General features: G+C 42.6%; 18 protein-coding genes (1 of these 18 cut by a window edge). 11 read left to right on the top strand and 7 right to left on the bottom strand.

All coding sequences use genetic code 11. The features are described from left to right. Positions 1 to 4 precede the first annotated feature (4 nt). Positions 5 to 679, top strand: a complete 675-nt coding sequence (locus tag FGM00_RS10615) for a hypothetical protein (RefSeq protein ID WP_138852887.1) — start codon at positions 5 to 7, stop codon at positions 677 to 679. Here the strand turns inward: FGM00_RS10615 and FGM00_RS10620 are convergent. After that, a complete protein-coding gene (locus FGM00_RS10620) occupies positions 666 to 1811 on the bottom strand; it encodes a cysteine desulfurase family protein (RefSeq protein ID WP_138852888.1) in 1146 nt (381 codons plus the stop codon). The two genes, FGM00_RS10615 and FGM00_RS10620, sit on opposite strands and share 14 nt — an antisense overlap. 189 nt (positions 1812 to 2000) lie before the next feature. Here FGM00_RS10620 and FGM00_RS10625 point away from each other — a divergent pair, with 189 nt between their 5' ends. Next, positions 2001 to 2519, top strand: coding sequence for a hypothetical protein (locus tag FGM00_RS10625; RefSeq protein WP_138852889.1), 519 nt, complete (start codon positions 2001 to 2003; stop codon positions 2517 to 2519). A gap of 5 nt (positions 2520 to 2524) precedes the next feature. Here the strand turns inward: FGM00_RS10625 and FGM00_RS10630 are convergent, their stop codons facing one another. Continuing rightward, positions 2525 to 3073: a Smr/MutS family protein gene (locus tag FGM00_RS10630; protein WP_138852890.1), complete on the bottom strand. Its 549-nt coding sequence runs from the start codon at positions 3071 to 3073 to the stop codon at positions 2525 to 2527. A gap of 65 nt (positions 3074 to 3138) precedes the next feature. Here FGM00_RS10630 and FGM00_RS10635 point away from each other — a divergent pair, with 65 nt between their 5' ends. From FGM00_RS10635 to FGM00_RS10645, 3 genes are read left to right on the top strand one after another with little or no spacing between them, the layout of a single operon-like run. After that, positions 3139 to 3450 carry a DUF2752 domain-containing protein gene (locus FGM00_RS10635; RefSeq protein ID WP_138852891.1) on the top strand — a complete coding sequence of 104 codons (312 nt, stop codon included), beginning with the start codon at positions 3139 to 3141 and terminating at the stop codon, positions 3448 to 3450. Between the two features lie 6 nt (positions 3451 to 3456). Then, entirely contained in the window at positions 3457 to 3789 is a 333-nt protein-coding gene (locus tag FGM00_RS10640; RefSeq protein WP_138852892.1) for a CCC motif membrane protein, read from the top strand. 8 nt (positions 3790 to 3797) lie between these two features. Beyond that, positions 3798 to 4106 (top strand): CCC motif membrane protein, encoded by a 309-nt coding sequence (locus FGM00_RS10645; protein WP_138852893.1) that lies wholly within the window; start codon positions 3798 to 3800, stop codon positions 4104 to 4106. Positions 4107 to 4183: 77 nt separating this feature from the next. Here the strand turns inward: FGM00_RS10645 and rocD are convergent, their stop codons facing one another. From rocD to FGM00_RS10660, 3 genes are all read right to left on the bottom strand, one after another. Beyond that, positions 4184 to 5464 (bottom strand): ornithine--oxo-acid transaminase, encoded by a 1281-nt coding sequence (gene rocD, locus FGM00_RS10650; protein ID WP_138852894.1) that lies wholly within the window; start codon positions 5462 to 5464, stop codon positions 4184 to 4186. A gap of 391 nt (positions 5465 to 5855) precedes the next feature. Then, a complete protein-coding gene (locus FGM00_RS10655; protein ID WP_138852895.1) occupies positions 5856 to 6242 on the bottom strand; it encodes a DUF6768 family protein in 387 nt (128 codons plus the stop codon). Next, positions 6239 to 6814 carry an RNA polymerase sigma factor gene (locus FGM00_RS10660; RefSeq protein WP_236262756.1) on the bottom strand — a complete coding sequence of 192 codons (576 nt, stop codon included), beginning with the start codon at positions 6812 to 6814 and terminating at the stop codon, positions 6239 to 6241. Before FGM00_RS10660 ends, FGM00_RS10655 begins: the two co-directional genes overlap by 4 nt. Before the next feature lie 85 nt (positions 6815 to 6899). On the opposite strand from FGM00_RS10660, the gene rlmD reads away from it, so the two are divergent. The 3 genes from rlmD to FGM00_RS10675 are packed head-to-tail and all read left to right on the top strand — an operon-like array spanning position 6900 to position 9571. Beyond that, positions 6900 to 8309: a 23S rRNA (uracil(1939)-C(5))-methyltransferase RlmD gene (gene rlmD / locus FGM00_RS10665; protein WP_138852896.1), complete on the top strand. Its 1410-nt coding sequence runs from the start codon at positions 6900 to 6902 to the stop codon at positions 8307 to 8309. 4 nt (positions 8310 to 8313) lie between these two features. Next, positions 8314 to 8826, top strand: coding sequence for a DUF6452 family protein (locus FGM00_RS10670; protein ID WP_138852897.1), 513 nt, complete (start codon positions 8314 to 8316; stop codon positions 8824 to 8826). Further along, positions 8807 to 9571 (top strand): DUF6048 family protein, encoded by a 765-nt coding sequence (locus FGM00_RS10675; protein ID WP_138852898.1) that lies wholly within the window; start codon positions 8807 to 8809, stop codon positions 9569 to 9571. The genes FGM00_RS10670 and FGM00_RS10675 overlap by 20 nt, the downstream gene beginning before the upstream one ends. A gap of 1 nt (position 9572) precedes the next feature. Here the strand turns inward: FGM00_RS10675 and FGM00_RS10680 are convergent, their stop codons facing one another. Then, positions 9573 to 10739: a THUMP domain-containing class I SAM-dependent RNA methyltransferase gene (locus FGM00_RS10680; RefSeq protein ID WP_138852899.1), complete on the bottom strand. Its 1167-nt coding sequence runs from the start codon at positions 10737 to 10739 to the stop codon at positions 9573 to 9575. Between the two features lie 92 nt (positions 10740 to 10831). On the opposite strand from FGM00_RS10680, the gene FGM00_RS10685 reads away from it, so the two are divergent. The 3 genes from FGM00_RS10685 to FGM00_RS10695 all read left to right on the top strand — a co-directional run bounded on the left by FGM00_RS10685 (position 10832) and on the right by FGM00_RS10695 (position 13159). Further along, entirely contained in the window at positions 10832 to 11503 is a 672-nt protein-coding gene (locus FGM00_RS10685; protein WP_138852900.1) for a ZIP family metal transporter, read from the top strand. Beyond that, entirely contained in the window at positions 11503 to 11928 is a 426-nt protein-coding gene (locus FGM00_RS10690) for a DUF4268 domain-containing protein (protein ID WP_138852901.1), read from the top strand. Before FGM00_RS10685 ends, FGM00_RS10690 begins: the two co-directional genes overlap by 1 nt. A gap of 310 nt (positions 11929 to 12238) precedes the next feature. Beyond that, positions 12239 to 13159 carry a ThuA domain-containing protein gene (locus tag FGM00_RS10695; RefSeq protein ID WP_138852902.1) on the top strand — a complete coding sequence of 307 codons (921 nt, stop codon included), beginning with the start codon at positions 12239 to 12241 and terminating at the stop codon, positions 13157 to 13159. 4 nt (positions 13160 to 13163) lie between these two features. On the opposite strand, the gene trhA is transcribed toward FGM00_RS10695, so the two are convergent. Further along, positions 13164 to 13771, bottom strand: the 3' portion of a protein-coding gene (trhA, locus tag FGM00_RS10700) for a PAQR family membrane homeostasis protein TrhA (RefSeq protein WP_138852903.1). 25 nt of this gene lie beyond the right edge of the window; only the last 608 of its 633 coding nucleotides appear in the window; its start codon lies off the right edge, out of view; it ends in the stop codon at positions 13164 to 13166.

Raw genomic sequence — 13771 nt, forward strand, 5'->3', positions numbered from 1 at the left:
TTAAATGAAACGGCACCTCCTGTTTTCACTTCTGGTTTTCGCTTTTTTTTTCGCAAGCGGACAAAAGAACATCTACGAAAGCAACAAATTTGATGAGTTGAGTAACGACCACGAAGTATTGGCGATACTGCCATTTCTGACGCGGTTGGATTTGAAAAACGATTTGACCAAGGAAGAACTGCGTGCCTTGGAAAAAAAGGAAGGACTGGCCGTTCAGAATGCATTGGAAACCTATTTTTCGAAAAGAAAAAAGAAAAAGAAATTTACGGTAAACTTCCAGAACATTAAGAATACCAATGCAATTTTGGCCAAGAACGATATCAGCTACGATAATATGGATATCTACACGGTAAAGGAACTGAGCGCCATTCTTGGCGTAGACGGTATCATTAGTGGCAACTTGGATTTGAACATCCTACTCTCCAATGGGATTCCTACAGAATTCAGTATCATCGATTATTTCTTAGGCCAGGCCGATTATGGCCGAATAGGAATCAAGATCAGCGATGGTGCTATTGGAAAACTTCTTTGGAAATACGAAAAGCAAATCACCAAAAAAACGGGAAAGAACACCGAAGACCTCATTGACAGAATGATGAAACTTGCCGCGAAAAAGTTCCCGTATGATCGTCCGAAACGTAAGGAACGACGGAAAATGAGAAAAGCTAATCAGCCATAAAGTCTTTCAATACCATTACGGCATAATCGATTTCATCTTTAGTGTTGTACCTAGAAAAAGAAAACCGCAACGACGGTTTCATCATTTCTTCTTCGGATAGAATTTCATTCAGCACATGAGAACCCTTTCCACTACCCGATTGGCAGGCACTTCCTTGGGAACAGGCCACTCCCTTGATATCCAAATGAAATAACAACATCAGCGCTTTTCGCCGATCTATCGGCAAGCGCAAATTCACCAAGGTGTACGTACTCTTTTCCAAATCCCCTGAAAGACCATTGAATTCAACCTCTGGAATTTCCTTTTTTATAGTTTCTATAAAATAGGCTTTGAGTCCTTGTACGTAATCACGCTCCTCATTCAAATTATCATAGGCCGAGATAAACGCCTCTTCCAAGCCCACGATATTGTGATAAGATTCCGTTCCCGCGCGGCAACCCCGCTCTTGGGCCCCTCCCGAAATCATTGGTTTCAGGTTCGAATTTTTACGAATAAACGCAAAACCGATGCCTTTTGGGCCATGGAATTTATGCGCCGCAGCTGTTAGAAAATCGATGGGGATTTCGGCCAAGTCCCATTCAAAATGACCGATTGATTGTACGGTGTCGGAAAGAAACAAAGCCTGATTTGCAACGCATAATCGGCTGATCGCCTTAACGTCGATCATATTTCCGATTTCATTGTTCACGTGCATGAGACAAACCAATTTCTTTGAAGCATCTGCCTTTAGGAGTTCTTCCAAATGATCAAGATCTGGGTTCCCAAACGCATCAAGGTCAACATATTTCAGTGCGATGCCATATTCCTGTTCTAAATCTTCAGCCGTATGGGTTACCGCATGATGCTCTATTCTACTGGTGATAATGGTCTCGACATCTAAATCACGGACACTGCAACGCATAATCATATTATCGGCCTCGGTACCTCCAGAGGTAAATATGATTTCAGAAGGATGTGCGTTCAAATATTTCGCGATCGTTTTTCTTGCGGTTTCGATGGCCGTCTTGGCCGTACGCCCAAAACTATGGGTAGAAGAAGGGTTGCCATAGCAATCTGCAAGGGCGGTCTGCATTTTTGCAATGACCTCATCGCGTACCCGTGTCGTGGCGGCATTATCAAAGTATACTTTCATTTATGCTATAATTACGATGAACATTCGTTCTTAAAACTAACGATTTTTAATCGGTATTTGGTCTCCTTGTACATTCTTACCAAAAACATGGCATCTAGCTATCCATGTTACCACGAACTAAAAACCATTCTTTGCTAAAATCCTGCCAAATTTAAGTCTAATCCTTTTGATTTCTACTACTTTTATGGCATGAAAAGAATAGTAGCATATAGTATTATGGCAGTTTTAATGGCCTGTGATGATGGTGATTTGCAGATTGAAACATTGGATTTTGACAGTGTGGACCCGCAAACATGTGAAACCCTAGTGGCCGAAGGTACCGAGCCCATCGTCTTCTTTAAGATCAACAGTGATGAGGCCTTGATTTTGGAATTACCCGCTACCGCTTTATTGAACGAAGTGGCCACCGATGTTACGAGCAACGTTACGGCCGGCGGCAGTACCGCCATTACCTACCGCATCTTTGACGATGCAGTGACTAAAGACTATTTCTGCAGTCAAATACCCTTGGGCAGTCCGTTATTGAGCGAAGAAATACAGGCAGAGTCCGGGCAAGTGATCATAACCACTACCACGACCGATAGTATCACCTATACCCATGATATCCGATTAAGCGCCATTTCTTTATTGACCAGCGCGAACACCCGTATCACGGACTTAAGTATCGATCAGTTCGGGATAGTCACCACGACCAGGTCTACCGAATAGAAGATCTACTTATTTTGATGGATATATACTTCGGTCGCTCCTAGACCATATTTTTTATAGTCCGCGTCATAGTAGGTAACATTTTCATGACGCCTGAACAGGTAGTTCAACTCCTCCTTAAGAACGCCTTCGCCCACACCGTGAATAAAAACGATTTTCTGGATACGCTTGCTGATGGCAAACTGCAACTGTCTTTTAGCCGTTTCCAATTGAAGATTTAGCATATCGTGTTTGCTCATTCCCTTGCTGGACTTTATCAATTGGTTGATATGAAGGTCTACCTCCATCTTTGGGGCATTCCGTTCCTTGGCTTTGGGAGCAGGGTTATTTTTTCGTTTCGGGATCTCTTTTTCCGATTTTATTCTGGCTACTTCGTAGTTGGTGACCTTGATGGTGTCGCCCGTATCTATTTTCATCAATTCATTTGCAGCGTAATGCAATTGAAACCCGTCGCTGCTCTCAATAATGATTTCTTTCGGAGAAACGCCCACCACGATCCCCTTAATCGTATCGTCTAAGGTTTCTACGGCATCCCCTATTGCAAAAACACTCATTATTATATTTTTTGTTCCCCAAAAATAATGGTATTTTTCTGCCTGAAATTCCTTTAGGCGTAAAAATGCGATTAGCTACTTTGTTATTGGTGTTGGAGGACTATATGCTTCCGTGCTTTACCAAAAAATTTTTTGGCTTTGATTGTCCGGGATGCGGTTTGCAAAGAGCTACGCTATCATTGGTCAAGGGTGACTTTACTGCTGCATTTGAAATGTATCCTGCGATTTACCCCTTAGTCCTGCTTATCCTATTTATCATCACCACGGCATTCGTAAAAATTAAATTTGAATTGATCGTGAAGATTTTACTCGCCATTACCACTGGGATCGTAATTCTTGCCAGTTATATTTTTAAAATGAATAACCTAATCCACTAAAAAACCATGGAACAACAAAAATTACCCAACGCAACCCTCATCTTAGTATTTGGAATCCTGTCAATCGTAACTTGTTGCTGTTACGGGGTTATCGGACTCATCTTCGGTATTGTATCCTTGGTCCTGGCGAACAAGGCCATTGCCTTATATAAAGCAAATCCAGAGCTGTATACCGATGCCAGCAATGTAAAAACAGGAAGAATCCTAGCGATAATAGGGATCGTACTTAGCGTATTGGCATTGATTTATTATATCGGCATAATTGCTTACTTCGGTATGGACACCATACAAGATCAGCAATTGATGCAAGAAAAACTTGAAGAACTATTAGGTCAATAACAGCATAAATGAACAATCAATTACCGGGCGCCAGTAATGCCCTAACTTTCGGAATTCTCTCGTTAGTCCTGGTTTTCGTTTGCTGCGGACCGTTCGCCGCGATATTTAGTTTTATCGCTTTATCGAACGCCAAAAAAGCCGAACGCATTCATTTGGAAAATCCCGGAGAGTATACAGGAATCGAAAATGTCAAAACAGGTCGCGTATTGGCCTATATCGGGCTGGCATTATCCGCTATCGCCTTGTTATTCCTTATCCTCTATTTTGGGGCCATTATCGCCATTTTAGCCAGTGCCGGTTTGGAAGGTAACTACTAGAAAACCGTCTTCGAGCCATAAAAAAACTTCCGCTGTAGCGGAGGTTTTCGTTTTAGGTGACGTCGAACTCATTTAAACTATTTCTCGAATTGCCTGAGGGTTTTCGTGATAATGGAAACACAGTCTAACAGCTCCTCTTTGGTCATGACCAAGGGAGGAGCAAAACGAATGATATTTCCATGTGTCGGTTTTGCAAGGAGTCCGTTTTCCTTCAACGCCATACAAATGTCCCAAGCCGTGGAACTGTCCTCGGTATCATTGATAAGTATCGCATTGAGTAAGCCTCTACCACGAATGCCATTGACGATGTTACAGGTAGCGATAAAAGTGTTCATCTCTTCACGAAACAACTCGCCAAGCTCATCGGCATTTTGTGCCAAGGCTTCCTCTTTCACCACCTCTAAGGCAGCCATCCCCACCGCGGCCGCAATAGGATTTCCGCCAAAGGTACTACCGTGATTTCCAGGACGGATAACACCCATAATGGGGTCATTCGCCAACACGGCCGAAACCGGGTATGCGCCACCGGAAAGCGCCTTTCCCAAAATGAGAATATCGGCCTTCACGTCTGGCGTTCCACTGCAATGCTTGTCCGTACAGGCGCAATTCCCACAAGTAGCCAACAGTCTTCCGGTACGGGCGATTCCGGTCTGAACCTCGTCGGCAATGAACAACACATTGTGCTTTTCGCAAAGGGCCTTTGCACCGGCTAAATATCCATCCGAAGGTACATACACACCCGCTTCACCTTGAATGGGTTCTACCAAAAATCCGGCAACATTGTTATTATTTTCCAACACCTCCTGCAATGCCTCAAGGTTATCGTATTCGATTTTTAGGAATCCGCTGGTGTAGGGTCCAAAATTCTTTCTTGCCACGGGATCATTGGAAAATGAGATAATCGTCGTGGTACGACCATGAAAATTATTCTCACAAACCACGATTTGTGCTTCGTTTTCGGAGATACCCTTCTTCTCATAAGCCCATTTTCTACAAAGTTTCAAAGCGGTCTCGACAGCTTCGGCACCGGTATTCATGGGTAAGAGTTTATCGTAACCAAAGGTTTCCGTAGCGTATTTCTCGTATTTGCCGAGCATATCGTTATAAAATGCCCGCGACGTTAACGATAAAGTCTGTGCCTGCTCGGTCATGGCACCCACGATTTTCGGATGGCAATGTCCTTGATTGACAGCAGAGTAGGCCGATAGGAAGTCGTAATACTTTTTTCCTTCAACATCCCAAACGTGTACACCTTTTCCCCGACTCAATACTACGGGTAAGGGATGGTAATTGTGTGCACCGTGCTTGTCTTCCAATGCTATTGCATCTTCAGAGGTAATTCTTTCTAAAACTGACATGATAAAAATTACTTTGCGAGACTCTTTTGCAACATGCAAATTATTTTTTTATGCTTTTTTTTGCCCGTTACGAATCAAAAAATAGTCTATAAAAATTGTAATCGCACATTTCAAAACAATCTCTGATAAAACTTCAGTAATTCCTTCTGTACCTTTTTCCCTTCTAATCCCAATAGCTATCGGGACGAAAATTCAGCGTAGGAGAGAAATCATCCTTGTAGAGCTGCTAAATTACAAAAAAGATTGATGCCCTTGCAAAAAAGAAAAGACCAGCAAGCCTGTTTACCTCACAAGGCGGGTGAGTAAATATTCATGTCATCATCACCGCATATATCCGAGGTTTTCCTCGGCCTCCTGAGGTCTTAGTCCTTATTGCCTAGCCATCTATTGACTATTGCTTCCTTTCATTCGACAAGACAGCGACCTGTAACTCCAAACGTTTTAACTCTCGAAGGATGTCGTTCTTGTTCATCTGCATCCAGACGTATAATTTGATAAAGGCCATGAACATGAAACTTCCAAAGATGGCCATGGCCCATTTGATCAGTTCCGCCGTGCCGGTAGCATTGAAAAATTGAATCACCGCATAAATGAACAGGATAAAGAATATAATATTCGCAATATTCATGACGATGGCCAACCAACCCATTTTACCTTTAAAGGTTTCACCGACTTTTCCGAGCAGGTTTTGCTCGTCGAGCGCATCGTAAAATTTTGCGTCATCGGCACTTAAGGTTTCTTTGATCAATTCGTCTATTTTTTGTCTTTCCGAGCTCATAGTTTTGTCTTTAAAATGTTTTTTAATTTTTCTCTTGCATGAAACAACCTCGATTTTACCGTACCTACCGAAATATCCAAAATGGTACTGATTTCTTTTAACGAATAGGCTTCGGTGTAGAAAAGCCGCAAGACAATTCGTTGATTTTCCGGCAAGACCGCAATGGCCTCCCGTACGTGCCGATGAGCGTCTTCCTTCGAACCCGTTGTTTCGTGGGTTTCTTCTACAGTAGCGGCCTGCGATTTTTTTTGCCGATAGGTTTTGTGGCTAACATAGTCCAACGATTTTCTAGTAACGATACGGGTGGCCCAACTACTAAAACTATTCGGTTCCCTTAAACCACCTAATTTGTTCATTATGATGCCCCAGCAATCCTGAACAATATCTTTTGACGCATCTATGTCTTTAGTATACCAATAAGAATGGGCACATAGCTTTTTATGATGCCGCTGTACCAGTTGCCCCAACGCATCCTTATTCCCGGCCTGATATTCCAAAACCAATAATCCATCAAAGACTTTTTTAATCCTCATTTCAGGAGCTTCTATATTCAAGACGGTAACTATCGTCAAAGGTTCATTAATTTTTAACTTATTTTAATACTATTCCTTTTAAAGATAGCCGTAATAAGTGCAGGGCTATTGTTATTTTTGACGCATGCGAAGAAAGAACAAGCGACGGGTTTTCGAGAATGTAGCGGTTTTGGATGCCGGGGCAAAAGGCAAAACCATAGGAAAGGCCCCCGATGGAAGGGTCATCTTTTTGACGAATACCGTACCTGGCGATGTAGTGGACGTACAAACTACGAAGAAAAGGAAATCTTATTTTGAAGGTGTCGCGACAAAATTTCATTCGCTGTCGGAAAAAAGGGTAACTCCCGAATGTCAACATTTCGGTGTTTGTGGCGGTTGCAAATGGCAGGATATGGGCTACGAGCACCAGCTTTTTTACAAGCAGAAGGAAATAGAGAACAACCTCAGGCGTATCGGACACTTGGAGCTTCCCGAGGTCTCTCCTATCCTTGGGTCGAAGCAGCAGTATTTCTATAGAAATAAAATGGAATTCTCGTTCTCGAATAGCCGATGGATGACTTTGGAGGAAATTCAATCGGATAGGGAAATTACCGATAGAGATGCGCTCGGATTCCATATTCCCGGTATGTGGGATAAAATATTGGATATTAAAAAGTGCCATCTGCAAAAGGACCCTTCTAATGCCATTCGACTTGCTGTAAAAGAATTCGCGATTCAAAACAAGCTCGCTTTTTTCAATCCCAGACAACAGGAAGGATTATTGCGAACCTTAATGATCAGAACGACTTCCACGGGGGAATTGATGGTATTGCTACAGTTCTATGCCGATGAGCCTTCGAACCGAGAGTTGCTGTTAAATTACTTGAAGACCACCTTTCCGGAAATCACATCGCTGCTTTACGTGGTCAACCAAAAACAAAACGATACGATTTACGATCAAAAAATCATCAGTTTTGCCGGTCGGGACCATATTTTTGAGGAGATGGAAGGTCTACAGTTTAAAATCAATGCCAAATCGTTCTACCAGACCAATTCAGAACAGGCTTATGAACTCTATAAGATTACAAGGGATTTTGCAGGTCTAACAGGTAATGAACTGGTCTACGATTTATACACGGGAACGGGTACTATAGCGCAATTCGTAGCCAAAAAGGCCAGAAAAGTAGTCGGTATCGAATCCGTTCCGGATGCTATTACCGCAGCAAAAGAGAATGCGGCGCACAATGCATTGGACAATGTAGATTTCTTCGTCGGAGACATGAAGCAGGTTTTCAATACCAAATTTATTGCTGAAAATGGCACTCCTGACATCATCATTACCGATCCACCTAGAGATGGTATGCATAAGGATGTGGTACAACAAATTCTGCTTATCGCCCCAAAAAAGATTGTTTATGTTAGCTGCAACAGTGCCACACAAGCAAGGGATTTGGAGCTGATGAAGGAGGCGTATAAAGTGGTCAAAGTGCAGCCTGTGGATATGTTTCCCCAGACCCACCATGTTGAAAATGTTGTACTTTTAGAAAAGCGATAGACCTATGAAACTACTGAAAACCGCCCTGTTGCTTTTACTGCTGTGCCTTGTATTTCACACTTGTGAAAAAGATGATATTTGCGTTGACGGCGATACCCCTCAATTGGTTATAGGTTTTTATGACTTCGAAGACAGAGAGGTCCTAAAAGAAGTGCCTACCTTGATTATACGGGGCGACGACGGCTCTGATACCGAACTAGAGACCATCAGCTTCGTGGCAAACGATTCGAATACGGTTTCGCTACCCTTAAGGCCCACTATGGCCGCTACCGTATTTATCCTCTCGCAAAATCCGACGCCTAACGATACCACTACGGTGAATACCGATACCATATCCCTTACCTATGAGACTACCGACAAATTCGTATCGCGCGCTTGCGGTTTTGTGGCCAATTATGATAATGTAGAAGCTTCCTTTACCACCGAAGCCGATGACGGTAATTGGATAAAAGACATCGAAGTAATCGTTCCCCTGATAGAAAATTCAAACGAGACACATGTTAAGATATATCATTAGTGTTTGCTTTTTAGGATGTCTCTTTTGGAGCAGTGCCCAAGAAAAGAAAAGTAAGACCATTGACCTCAATCCGAAAGATACCACAGTGTACAAACAGCCCTACGGACTGCGGGCCGGTATCGACCTGAGCAGGCTTATATCCTCCTTTCTTGATGACGATTATACCGGTTTTGAAATAGTCGCCGATTATCGTCTGTCGCAAAAACTGTATATCGCTGCAGAAATCGGTAACGAAAAAAAAACCATACAGGAAGACCTCTACAATTTTACCACTTCAGGAAGTTACATCAAGGCCGGAGTAGATTACAACACCTATGGCAATTGGTACGGGGAGCAGAACATGATTACCCTTGGCGGTCGCTACGCTGTGAGTAGTCACAGCCAAACCGTGAACGATTTTCAGCTTTTTGATTCAAACAGGTATTGGAATCCCGATGATTTTGTAGCGGGTTCCGACGTGCCTAGGGAGTTCGATGGCCGTGCCAAATCTTGGATCGAGGGGGTAGTAGGCGTTAAGATGGAACTGTTCAAAAATCTATATCTGGGCGGAAGCATTCGATTGGCCTATCTTTTTAGCGACCCACAGGAGGCGGAATTCTGGGATCTTTTTATCCCCGGTTTCAATAAGGTCACCGACAATAGCAGGTTTGGTGTGGGGTACAACTATTCTATTTCCTATTTGATACCACTCTATAAAAAGACGAAAAAGGTCGAGGAGAAACCAGTACCCGAAGAGGGCCAATAGACTATTCTTCCCTCTTCATATATTTTCCCTTCTTGCTTCCCTCGTACATCTCGTACTTTACCAAGCGGGATTCTAAATGACTGTTGAAGACCTTTATTTTTCGGGAAGGCCGAAGGCCTACGAATTTCAGCGCTTCTCGATTCGAGGTAATCAACCAGGCATTCGTTCCGGGATACCCTTGCTTTAAGGTATCGCCGATTGAACTGTAAAAATCCTCCATATCAAGGTTTAGACGCTCCCCATATGGTGGATTGAATACCATGTGAAGCGAGCCATCGACCGGTTTGTCGGTGTCGAAAAAATTCTTCCGTTCTATGGTAATGTACTCCGAAAGATTGGCATTTTCAACGTTGTCCTGAGCCTTACGCACTGCCGACGGAGCCTTGTCATAGCCGATGATTTTATGGCGAAACTCTCGGGCTTTTTTTAGGCTACTATCCATTATTTTCTCGAAAAGCGCTTGGTCATAATCTTCCCATTTTTCAAAAGCGAATTCCTTTCGGTTAATGTTGGCAGGTATGTTACAGGCGATCATGGCCGCCTCCGTTAAAAAAGTACCACTTCCGCACATGGGATCCATAAAATCACCTTGACCATCCCAGCCACTAAGTAACAATAATCCGGCAGCTAGCACCTCGTTGATCGGCGCGATATTGGTCGCCGTTCGGTATCCTCTATGGTGCAGAGAACGTCCTGAGCTGTCCAAAGACACATTGCAATACTCATTGTGTATGTGAATGTTGATGCGTAGATCGGGAAACTTCACATCAACATTCGGCCGTTTGCCGTCCATATCCCTGAACTTGTCTACAATAGCGTCCTTTACTTTTTGGGAGACATAGAGCGAATGTGTAAAATTTTCGGAATTCGCCGTGGTATCAATGGCAAAAGTGGTATCCGCAGAAAGGTGCTCGGCCCAATCCATGGCGTAGATTTTCCTATAAAGCTCATTCTCGTTACGGACGGCAAACGAATGAATGGGCTTGATGATTTTTATGGCCGTGCGCAGGCAAAGATTGGCCTTGTACATAAAGCCGGTATCTCCTTCAAAAGAAACGTTACGTGTTCCTTCTTTTACATTACTTGCACCAAGATTTCGTAGTTCTTTCGCCAAAATTTCCTCAAAACCAAACAAGGTCTTGGCGACCATTTTAAAATTATTGCCCATAGGTTGTTCTAGAATTGCGGTAAAAATACAGTAATTTTAGCCCCGACCTTGCTCATCGAGCGGGTAATTGTTTGCACCTAACCGTTGTTTGAATGATTTATTTGCTGCCCATACTCGGGGTTCTGCTCAGTTTTGGCTTTGTTTTTATCGCCAAACCCAAAAACAAGGAGAACTTTAAGCTCCTTCTAGCCTTTAGTGGGGCCTTTTTATTGGCGCTTTCCCTTTTTGAACTGTTTCCTGAAGTTTACGCACATAGCGAACCAAAAACCATTGGGGTTTTCGTAATGTTGGGTATTCTGCTGCAAATTTTTTTGGAGTTCTTTTCCAAGGGTGCCGAACACGGACACGTACATATCGATCGTGAAAAAAGTGATTTTCCTTGGTTACTTTTTATCAGTTTATCAATACATTCCCTGTTGGAAGGTTTTCCTATGGAGAGCAACAGCACTATTATTTATGGGATTCTCATTCACAAAATTCCCATCGCTATTATCTTGAGTATTTTTCTACTGAACTCGAAAATTAAACTGGTCAAAGCAATTTTCTTTATTCTATTATTTTCAATTATGACGCCTGTAGGGAGTTATATGGCGGCCAATTTCAATCTACCACCAAATTATATCGCCAACATCAATGCGCTGGTCATAGGGGTGTTCTTGCACATTTCTACGGTGATTTTATTTGAAAGTTCGGAGGGACATAAATTTAATCTTCGAAAGGTATTGGTCATCATGGCCGGTATCACTATCGCTTATTTCCTGTAATGTTCAGCAAAGATGAATCCAAACAGCTGCGCCAAGAGTTTTGGACTTCCTTCGGAAAGTCCTATCCTCGAAAATGGATACTTTACGATACCAAAATCAAGGGATTGGTACTAAAGTTCCATTTTGATGTCAAGAAAGCAATGGTTGCGATGACCGTAGAAGGAGATTTGGCCCAACGCATCGCGATTTGGGAAAATCTGTTATCCCTACAGTCGATTCTTAAGGAGGAATACCTTCCAGAAGCCGTACTTGAAGACAGTTACCTTTTGAAAAATCATAAGGAAATCTCCATTATTTTTGTTGAGAAAGAAGGAGTCTCGATTCATGATAAAAACACTTGGCGTGAAACGATGATATTTCTAAATGAAAAAATGACCAGCCTAGAGGCATTCTTTGTCACCTATAGGGAAATCATTGAAAGCTAATGTTTAACACCATTGAATCAAGGTCTGGCACGGTACATTTGAAAATCCCGGACAGGGTTGCCGAATTTGCTCATGTGGGTATTGATGCTACGTAAATATATCGCGGAAAGTACTGAAATATGCGAATTCTTTCTCCGGTTCTCTTTCCTTTCAAAAATCCGTTAGTAGGGAAAGTCACAAGGTTTCAATTCGTACAAAAGAAACAATCGCTATTTTTGAATCGTTGGCCTTGTAATGGAAGGTTAGACGGTCTTTATAAGGGAAGTTTAAAATTCCATTCATGCAAATCTCCATATTAAAACGCTTGTTCATGCGAAATTCAATTCTGACCTCTAGTGCCCTTTTCTTTCTTCTACACCTCTCTGCCCAGCGTTTAGAACCGGTGGAAATCAATAATACTTGGTTGGCATCCATAGAAAAACTAGCCTCCTCCGAAACCAGAATCCCCACTGAAAACAAAAGAAAAATCCTGGTTTTCTCGAAAGCCACCGGTTTTGATCATTGGACGATTCCCCACAACAATGAAATGCTAAAAATCCTTGCAAAGAAAACGGATGCCTTTGAAATTCATATCGGTTATGATGTGACCAATTTTTCTGCAAGCTATCTTGACGGTTTCGATGCCGTTGTTTTAAATAACTCCAACCCCAAGGGGCCGAAACGGGATCTCTTCTACGATTTATTGAAGGCTAATTCCAGCATGTCAGAGGAAGCTATAACGGAAGCCGCCGCTGGCTATGAAGATAATCTGATGGAGTACGTTAAAAATGGAGGCGGGCTTATGCTACTACATGGGGCCATCACCGTACAAAACAATTCGGAAAAGTTCAGTGAAATGACCGGCGGCAGTTTTGACTACCATCCCAAACAACAAAAAATGCATGTGAAGGAGGTAGACCCGGAACACCCCCTTGTAGAAGCCTTTAAAGGCGATGGCTTTGAACATGTAGATGAACCCTACCTGTTTAAAAATGCCTACTTCGATTACAATTTTCGCCCCCTGCTCTATGTGGATACTACAAAACTGGAAGGATTGAAAAAGGAGGTGAAGAATACAACCAACTATGTCTCGTGGATAAAAAAATATGGGGAAGGTCGGGTATTCTACACTTCGGCTTCGCACAATGCGCAAAGTTTGGAAAATTCGGAATTTCTACAATACCTATTGGATGGGATGCAATATGTTGTAGGCGATTTAGAATGCGATGATAGCCCTATTGACCAACCGTGAAATCCTACACCACACCATAATAGATAAAAAACCAATGGCTTACCGCACCAGCTAGGACAAAAACATGCCAAATAAAATGGTTGTAAGGAATCTTTTTAATCGCATAAAAAAGGGTTCCGATGGTGTAAAAAGCACCCCCTAAAAAAAGTAAATTGATACCTATGGAAGGTACATAGTCCAGCACATTCTCATAGTCGAAAACGACCAACCATCCCATTGCCAAATACAGGATTAAGGAAATAAGCTCATACTTTCCAGTAAAGAAAATTTTGAGAACGGTTCCCAAAGCAGCGATGCCCCAAACGATGTAGAAAAGCGTCCACCCACTGGCATGAAATAAGGTAATGAGGGCTAAAGGCGTGTAAGTGCCGGCAATTAGAATGTAAATTCCGATATGGTCTAAAACACGCAACCTTCTTTTTAGAATCGGGGAAGAAACAGCATGATATGCCGTAGAAGCGCTAAATAGAAGGATGAAGGAAAGACTGTATACGATGATACTAAATCCTGCAAACGCAGTCTTATGGGAGTCTTGCCGAAGCAGCAGTACCAAGCCTACAATACCTAATAGGATTCCGATTGCATGCGAAACAACATTTAGCCGTTCTTCAG

The organism is Aggregatimonas sangjinii (genome assembly GCF_005943945.1).
GTDB classification, from domain to species: domain Bacteria; phylum Bacteroidota; class Bacteroidia; order Flavobacteriales; family Flavobacteriaceae; genus Pelagihabitans; species Pelagihabitans sangjinii.